Source organism: Corallococcus aberystwythensis (assembly GCF_003612165.1).
Classification (GTDB): Bacteria; Myxococcota; Myxococcia; order Myxococcales; family Myxococcaceae; genus Corallococcus; species Corallococcus aberystwythensis.
The window spans coordinates 1-7572 of sequence record NZ_RAWK01000370.1; the positions used below are offsets into that span (position 1 = coordinate 1).

The 7572-nt window shown below is 70.4% G+C and carries 3 protein-coding genes and 2 pseudogenes; all 5 read right to left on the bottom strand.

Features of this window, described 5'->3' with window-relative positions; genetic code table 11:
- Window positions 1-152 precede the first annotated feature (152 nt).
- A pseudogene (locus D7W81_RS37795) lies at window positions 153-1127 on the bottom strand (hypothetical protein); the annotation flags it as partial.
- A gap of 371 nt (window positions 1128-1498) precedes the next feature.
- The gene (locus D7W81_RS37800) at window positions 1499-1936 is read right to left on the bottom strand and encodes a hypothetical protein (protein ID WP_120560225.1); all 438 of its coding nucleotides are present in this window, start codon (window positions 1934-1936) and stop codon (window positions 1499-1501) included.
- A 149-nt stretch (window positions 1937-2085) separates the two neighbouring features.
- Window positions 2086-3234 (bottom strand): methanobactin export MATE transporter MbnM, encoded by a 1149-nt coding sequence (locus tag D7W81_RS37805; RefSeq protein ID WP_120560226.1) that lies wholly within the window; start codon window positions 3232-3234, stop codon window positions 2086-2088.
- A 13-nt stretch (window positions 3235-3247) separates the two neighbouring features.
- On the bottom strand, window positions 3248-4120 hold the full coding sequence (locus D7W81_RS37810; protein WP_120560227.1) for an MbnP family copper-binding protein: 873 nt from the start codon (window positions 4118-4120) through the stop codon (window positions 3248-3250).
- A gap of 84 nt (window positions 4121-4204) precedes the next feature.
- Window positions 4205-7444 (bottom strand): annotated as a pseudogene (gene xdhB, locus D7W81_RS37815) (xanthine dehydrogenase molybdopterin binding subunit); the annotation flags it as partial.
- Between the last annotated feature and the right edge of the window lie 128 nt (window positions 7445-7572).

Below are 7572 nucleotides of genomic sequence, written 5' to 3' on the forward strand. Positions count from 1 at the left end.
ACCATCCGCTTCACCATCTGAGACTTGAATGCATCCGTGTACGGCACTGCGTCCTGCCTGCTCTCGCCCCCAAGGCGTGGTCATCCCGGCTATTCAGCCGAGGCGACAACTTCCCTGACACAGGGGGGTACTCCCTCGAAGTCCTTCGACAGCGCGGCGGCCTCCCCACTTCTTCCGGTGCCCTTCTGTGCTGTGCCCGGGCGTTCACGGCTTGCCTCCGCCAATAGCGCCTGGGCCTTCGCCGGGTTGCCACGGGCTTCGTTCAGCGCCAGTACTCCCGCTTCTCCCCACTCGGCCGCGAGGAGGGCGCCTTCCCGGCTTGCTCGGAGCTGACGCAACAGCTCCCGCGTGGCGTTCACTCCGAGCTCGTCTTCAAGACGCTCCACCGCGGCCTTGAGCGCCTCGATGTCGAGAGCGGGCCGGCCTTCTCGCAGCGCCCGCGCGCCTTTGCCTCCCGCGTACAGCGCCACCATGAGCGCGGCGGGTGCCAGCTCCCGCGTGGCCTGTTCGTACCGGCCTTCCGCCAGGGACGACGCGCCCTGCGCGGTCCCCGCGACCAGGTGGAAGAAGCCCATCGGGACACCGAACGTCAGGTGATCGAAGCCACCCAGCACCACGTTGCCCGGTGAGAGGTGCCCGGCCATTACCGCCCGCTCCACACTGTCGAGCGCGTCCTGGTACGGCGGTGGCAACTGCGCACGCTTCGCTGAGAACTCCACGTAGCGGGCGCCCGCGCTCACGTCCGTGCTGGAGAGCGCGTCCCGCCCCGCTCGTCCCAGGCCCCGCAGGACGTCACCGGCCCGCTCCTCCCGCTCCGGATACGCCGTGACCTTCAAGCCCCTGCGCAGCAGTTCTTCGCGCGCCGCGGGCATTCCTCCCAGCGTCTCCCCGAACTGCTTGTCCCGGGCCAGACGCTGAAGCAGCTCGCGCAGCTCGTCATCGAAGGTGGTGTGAAGGATGAAGAGGGCGAACACCTCTGCGCGGTGCGGGCCGTACTGCTCGACCGCGCTGACGAGGAAGGCCGCGCGCTTACCCTGAAGGATGGCGGAGGCCTTCGCGTCCAGCGGGCCCAGTGCTCCCAGCCGGACGGCATCCCAAGCATCGAGGGACTCCACCAGCCGGGGCATGTCCACCCCTCGCTGCATGGCCACGAAGGCCGCCGGTGAAGCACAGGCCAGGAAGGGCGCGAGGCGCTGCTCGCTTCGGTCCAGTTCGGGCCAACCCGGCGGCAGGACCCGACCGCCGCAGCCCCGTCCCCTGTCCGCCTGGGGCTCAGCAGGGCGCTTCCGGGCAGCTCCACCCCAGGGACTCCAGGCGGAGCGCGCCGCCGGGGTGCCGTAGGCCCATGCACCCCCGTGGGATGGAGACGAAGCACAGCCCGCGATGAGCAGGGCCATGCACGCCAGCACCGCCCACCGCTGCACGAGGAATCGCCATGGCCGTGTCAGGGCCGATGACGATCCCCCAAGCTCCTTCCACGCGCTACGAACGCCGTGGCTCAGTCGAGCCCCTCGTAGGATGCATACGCGGTGAGGATGCCCGACCACTGTGCCGTCCACGTGTCGTAGACCTGCACCCGCTGGCTCAGCGTCTGGTAGCGGGAGATGGTGCGAAGGCAGATGTTGCCCTCATCCAGGGTGTACCCGGTCGACTCGCAGGTTCCATCCAGGTACTGCACGACATAGCGGCCCCCGGATTGATCAATCCCCTGGACCCCAAAGACAACCTGCGTCGTGTAGGGACTGCCCATGGCAAAGCAGGAACCGGCCGAAAGGACATCCCAGGCGAACGTGTCCACGTAGCAGGCCGCGACCGCATCGCCCGCCCCCAGGGACTGGATGCCTTCAGGCTCGGACGGCCGGGACTCCTCGGCCCATGCAACGGATGACAGCGACATCGCGGCGACGGCGGTGACTCCTGCAAGCAGACGGCGCATGGCACCTCTCCTGTGAAGGGAACCGAGAGGCTAGCGATGGAGCCAATGGCAATCAATGCGAGGCCAATCGCTATTCGACGCCTTGGTGCAAAGTTCGCGGCTTGCTGGATGCCAGGGTGTCTGGTTACTGCCAGCGCGGGTGGACCCCGTTACGGCACGGTGGCGGGATCCGCGAAGCGCGGGTCGTTCAGGAAAGCGGTGTCCGTGAGCGACTCCAGGAACGCGATGACGTCCGCCTTTTCGTCGGGCGTCAGCTCGAAGCCTCGCACGAAGGCGCTCTGCAGGGGACTGGCCTGTCCTCCGTTCGCGGCCCTCGCGCGGCCTCCCGCCGCGTAGTGGTCCAACACTTCGGAGAGCGTCTCCATGCTGCCGTCGTGCATGTACGGGCCGGTGACGGCGACGTTGCGCAGGGACGGTGCGCGGAAGCGCCCCATGTCGGCCGGCCGGCCGGTCAGCTCGATGACGCCTGTGTCCCCGGCCGGGTACGCGCCCTGGCCGTCCTCGTTGTAGAGGCCCGTGTTGTGGAACGGGAGGATGGGCTCTGGCGTGGCTTCGTGCGCCGTGGCGTCCTGGAAGTTGAAGCCGGAGTGGCAGTGGTCGCACTCCATGCGTTCGGACAGGAACAGCTGCAGGCCCCGCTTCGCCGCCGGACTCAGCGCGGCCACGTCGTTGCCGTAGAGATAGCGGTCATACGGCGACGTGCCGGAGATGATTGAACGCTGGAACGCGGACAGGGCCCGCGTCAGCGTGGCCAGCGACACGGGCGTGGCCTCGCCAGGGAACGCCTCCTGGAAGCGCCCCACCAGGTCCGGATCCGCGCGCAGCCTTTCGAGCAGCACCTCCTGTTTGTCCGCGAACCCCAGCTCCACGGGCTCCTTGCCGAACAGCGGCGTCAGCACCTGCGACTCCAGCGTGGTGAGCGCCGGGTTCGCCCAGGTGAGGCTCGTGGAGTACGCCACATTGGCCAGCCCCTGCCCGTTGCGGCGGTGCGTCTGGCCGGTGCTGCCCACCGCGTGCACGCGCCCGTCGGTGAAGGCCCGGGCCTGCTCGTGACAGGTGCCGCAGGACTGCGTGCCGTTGAAGGACAGGCGCTTGTCGTAGAAGAGGCTCCGGCCCAGCTGCACCTTCGCCTCCGACATCGGGTTGTCCTCGGGCACGCGTGGCACGGGAAAGCCCGCGGGCAGCTTCCAGTCGTACGGCGCGGGCTCCTCTCCGGGGGGGCCGGAATCCGAGCAGCCCACGGTCAGCAGCGCCGCCGTCGCCAGAAACCTCCACGTCTTGCCTTGTCGTCGTGCCACGGCGGGGGTGCTCCTATTCAGCGCGGATGAAAGACTGCGCGGCGGGGTTCGCGGCCTTGCCACTGAAGCCGAGCCCCAGCCGCTCGAAGGTGGGCGCGCAGTCCACGTCGGTGGGCGAGGACATGCACCCCACGGCCGTGTTGGGGCCGCTGAGGTTCTGGTCCAGGTCGGAGCCCGCGAAGAGCGCGCCCACGTCCATCACCACCTTGTTCTTCGTGACGTCGAAGCCGTCCAGGGCGATCTCCGGGCGGTTGATGTTCGCGCAGCCCGCCGTGCCCTGCGTCTGGCCCGCGGGCGGGGGAGCGCAGTCGGTGCTGCCCAGGTGCATGACGTGCTCGGGCAGGCCCGGCGTGTGGCCGTCGATGCGGAGGAAGATGTAGCCGAAGCGCCAGCTCCAGAAGAGGCCGGTGTCCCCCAGCGGCGCACCCGCGGTGTCCACGTCGCCGTGGTTCAGGTCCTCCGGCACGCCCACCGTGAAGCGCAGGCCTGTGTAGTCCCCCTGGGGCACGGTGCCCTTGATGGACGCGTTCATGCCCTCCGTGCCCTGCGTGCACAGGCCGTCCTTGTTCGCGAAGTCCAGGAGCACCACGCCCGCGCGCTGCCACCTGCCATCCTCGGTCAGCGTGACGGGAACCTCCTGGCCCGTGCGCGTCACCAGCCGCACGTCGTGCACGTACACGCGGAAGTCCATGGGCTCGTACGTCGTCTTCGTCGTCCCGACGTTCGTATAGGTCTTGCCGCACGCGAAGGGCTCGGCGCCCACGCGCGCGACGACGGGGAGGTCCACCGTCAGCACCTCGGGCGTCTTGGGTTCGTCATCCCCACAGCCGAGCGCGCCCACGAGGGCCAGCGGAAGGAGGAGGCGGGAGCGGAGCACGGAGGTCATGGGAATCATCCTTGGAAGGTGTCCCCGTCTAACGCACCAGGCGCGAAAGCATGCCGTGGCATGTTGCCGCACCCGCTCCCCTCCTCACGCCACCTCGCGCGCTTCGTCCGGAACCGGAACGGGAACCGCCGCGCTCCGTGCCTTGCGCCGCTGGATGGCGAGGAACAGGGCCTCGTGCGTGGCGGGCGAGGGCAGCCCCACGTCGCCCCCCGGCGCTCCGAAGGCGGCCACCGCGTCGCGCAGCGCCTCCCGCACGGACAGGGCCAGCATCAGCGGCGGCTCGCCCACGGCCTTGCTGCCGTGGATGACGCCCTTCTGCTCCGCCCGCTCCATGAGCGTCACGCGCAGGTCGATGGGCGCGTCGCTGAACGCGGGCACCGCGTAGGTGCTGGCGGAGTGCGTGAGCAGCCGCCCGTTCGCGTCCCACTTCAGCTCCTCGCCGGTGAGCCACCCCAGGCCCTGCACGAAGCCGCCCTCCACCTGTCCCCGGTCCACGCCCGGGTTGAGCGAGTCGCCCACGTCCTCCAGCAGGTCCGAGCGCAGCACGCGCTTCATGCCCGTGTCGCCGTCCACCTCCACCTCGCTCACCGCCGCGCCGTAGGCGAAGTAGAGGAACGGCTTGCCCCGGCCCAGGGCCCGGTCGTAGCCGATGCCCGGCGTGCGGTAGTAGCCCGTGACGGACAGGCCCACGCGGTCGCGGTAGGCCTCCTCCACCACGGCCGCGAAGGACAGCCCCTGGTCCGGCCGCGACGCCGCCGCGATGCGCCCGTCCTGGAACACCAGCGCGTCCGGCGACACCGCCTGTCCGTGCAGCTGCACCAGCATGCGCGCGGCCACCGGGGCCAGCCGCTCGCGCACCTGGATGCACGCCTCGCGCACCGCCGCGCCGTTGAGGTCCGAGCCGCTGGAGGCCGCCGTCGCGGACGTGTTGGGCACCTTGTCCGTGGCCGTCTGCGCCACGCGCACCAGGTCCGCGGGCAGGCCCAGTTCGCGCATGGCCACGCCCTGGATCTTGGTGTGCAGGCCCTGGCCCATCTCCGTGCCGCCGTGCGACAGCAGCACGGAGCCGTCGCGGTACACGTGCACCAGCGCGCCCGCCTGGTTGAGGAAGGTGGCGGTGAAGGAGATGCCGAACTTCATGGGCGTGATGGCGAGCCCGCGCTTGATGCGGGGGCTGGACGCGTTGAAGGCCTCCACCTGCGCGCGGCGCTTCGCGAAGTCGGACGACTCCAGCAGGTCGTTCCACAGCTTCGGCAGCCGGTTGTCCTCCAGCTCCTGGCCGTAGTGCGTGGTGTTCGTCTCTCCCACGCCGTCATAGAGGTTGCGCTGGCGTACGGACTCCGGCGTCAGGCCCAGGGTGCTCGCGATGCGCGCCAGGATGTCCTCCATCACCAGCATGCCCTGCGGCCCGCCGAAGCCGCGGAAGGCGGTGTTGGAGACCAGGTGCGTCCTCGCCACGCGGCCGGTGTAGCGCACCGACGGCACGTAGTAGCCGTTGTCCAGGTGGAAGAGGGCGCGGTCGGTGATGGACTCGGACAGGTCCAGGGACCAGCCGCCGTTGGACGTGAGGTCCGCCTTGAGCGCGAGCAGCCGCCCCGTGGCGTCGAAGCCCACCTCCCAGGCGGCGTGGAACGGGTGGCGCTTGCCGGTGACGACCATGTCCACGTCCCGGTCCAGCATCCACTTCACCGGCCGGCCCGTGTGCACCGCCGCCAGCGCCACCAGCGCCGCGGGCGCGTTGCCCTGCGTCTCCTTGCCGCCGAAGCCGCCACCCATGCGCGGCGCCTTCACCACCACGCGGCTTCGCGGCAGGTGCAGCACGTGCGAGATGATGGCCTGCACCTCCGACGGGTGCTGCGTGGAGGACGTCACGGTGACGTCGCCGTCCTCGCCCACCTCCGCGAAGGCCGCTTGCGTCTCCAGGTAGAAGTGTTCCTGGCCGCCCATCGTCAGCTCCCCGGCCAGCCGGTTCGGGCTGGAGGCGAGCGCGCTGTCCACGTCGCCCCGGCGGATGACGTGCGGGTCGGTGTGGAAGCTGCCCTGCTGGAGGGCTTCGCCCAGCGTGAGCACCGCGGGCAGGGGCTCGTAGTCCACCACCACCTGGCGGGCGCCCTCGCGGCAGGCCTCGGGCGTCTCGCCGACGACGAGCGCCACCACCTGCGCGTGGAAGAGGACCTCGTCCTTCGCGAGCAGCGGCTCGTCGTGGCGGATGGGGCCCGTGTCGTTCATGCCCGGGATGTCCTCCGCGAGCAGCACCTTCACCACGCCGGGCACCTTCAGCGCGGCGCTGGCGTCGCGGCGGAGGATGCGCGCGTGCGCGTGCGGCGACAGCACCGGCCAGACCGTCAGCATGGGGCGGCGCTGCGCGAGGTCGTCCACGTACTGCGCGCTGCCCGTCACGTGGCCCAGCGCGCTCTCATGGCGCAGTTCGCGGCCCGCGTCCGCCGTGGCGGAGGGCGCGCCCGGGGCGAAGCTCGGACGTCCATCCAGCACGGGGCTGCGCTCACCGGACGCGAACTTCTCCAGGAGCGACACCACCAGCCCGCGCCGGTAGTCCGCGCTGCCGCGCAGGTCCGTGAGGGGCGTGAACTCGCGCTCCAGCGTGGCGCGCACGCGGGCCACGGCCTCCGTGTTCCACGGGTGGCCCAGGAGCAGTCCTTCCGTCTGCTTCGCCCGCGCCGGCGTGGCCGCGACGCCGCCGTAGCCCAGCCGCGCGGTGCGCACGAGCCCCAGCGCGTCCGTCTCGATGCAGAAGCCCGCGGCGACGATGCTGATGTCCAGCTCGCGGCGCTTGGACACCTTGAAGCTGTCCGAGTGGCGCGTGAGCCCGCTGTCCTTCGCCGGGGCGTGGGGGATGACCACGAAGCGGACGACCTCGTCCGGCTGGAGCGCCGTCTTGCGGTACGCGAGGAAGAAGTCCGGCAGCGCCACGGTCCGCTCCCCGCGCACGGAAGCGAGCACCAGCCGCGCGTCCAGCGCGAGCAGCACCGGCGCCGTGTCCCCGATGGGCGAGGCCGTCACCAGGTTGCCCGCCAGGGTCGCGCGGTGGCGGATCTGCCGCGAGGCGAAGACGTTGAGCATCTTCGCCAGCTCCGGCACCTCGTGGCCCAGCGCGTCCTCCACGTCCACCAGCGACGCGGCGCCGCCCACGTACCAGCCGTCCTCCTCGCGGCGGATGGCGCGCAGGGACTCCACGCCCTCCGTGGAGATGAGGAACGGGTAGCGGCGGGACTTCTTGGTGATGTCCACGCCCAGCTCGGTGGCGCCGGCCACGAGCATCGCCTCCGGGTGCAGGGCGCGCAGCGCGAGCAGGTCCTCCCAGGTGGCTGTCTCTTATACACATCTCCGAGCCCACGAGACATGCGCAGCTCTCGTATGCCGTCTTCTGCTTGAAAAAAAAAAAAGGTAGCACAACACAAGCGGAGTGTCGGTGTGTATCTGTGGTGATGCAG

Excerpts from the sequence above, each read along its gene's own strand:
- D7W81_RS37800 (WP_120560225.1), bottom strand. The coding sequence starts at position 1,936 with ATGCGCCGTCTGCTTGCAGGAGTCACCGCCGTCGCCGCGATGTCGCTG.
- D7W81_RS37810 (WP_120560227.1), bottom strand. The coding sequence starts at position 4,120 with ATGACCTCCGTGCTCCGCTCCCGCCTCCTCCTTCCGCTGGCCCTCGTG.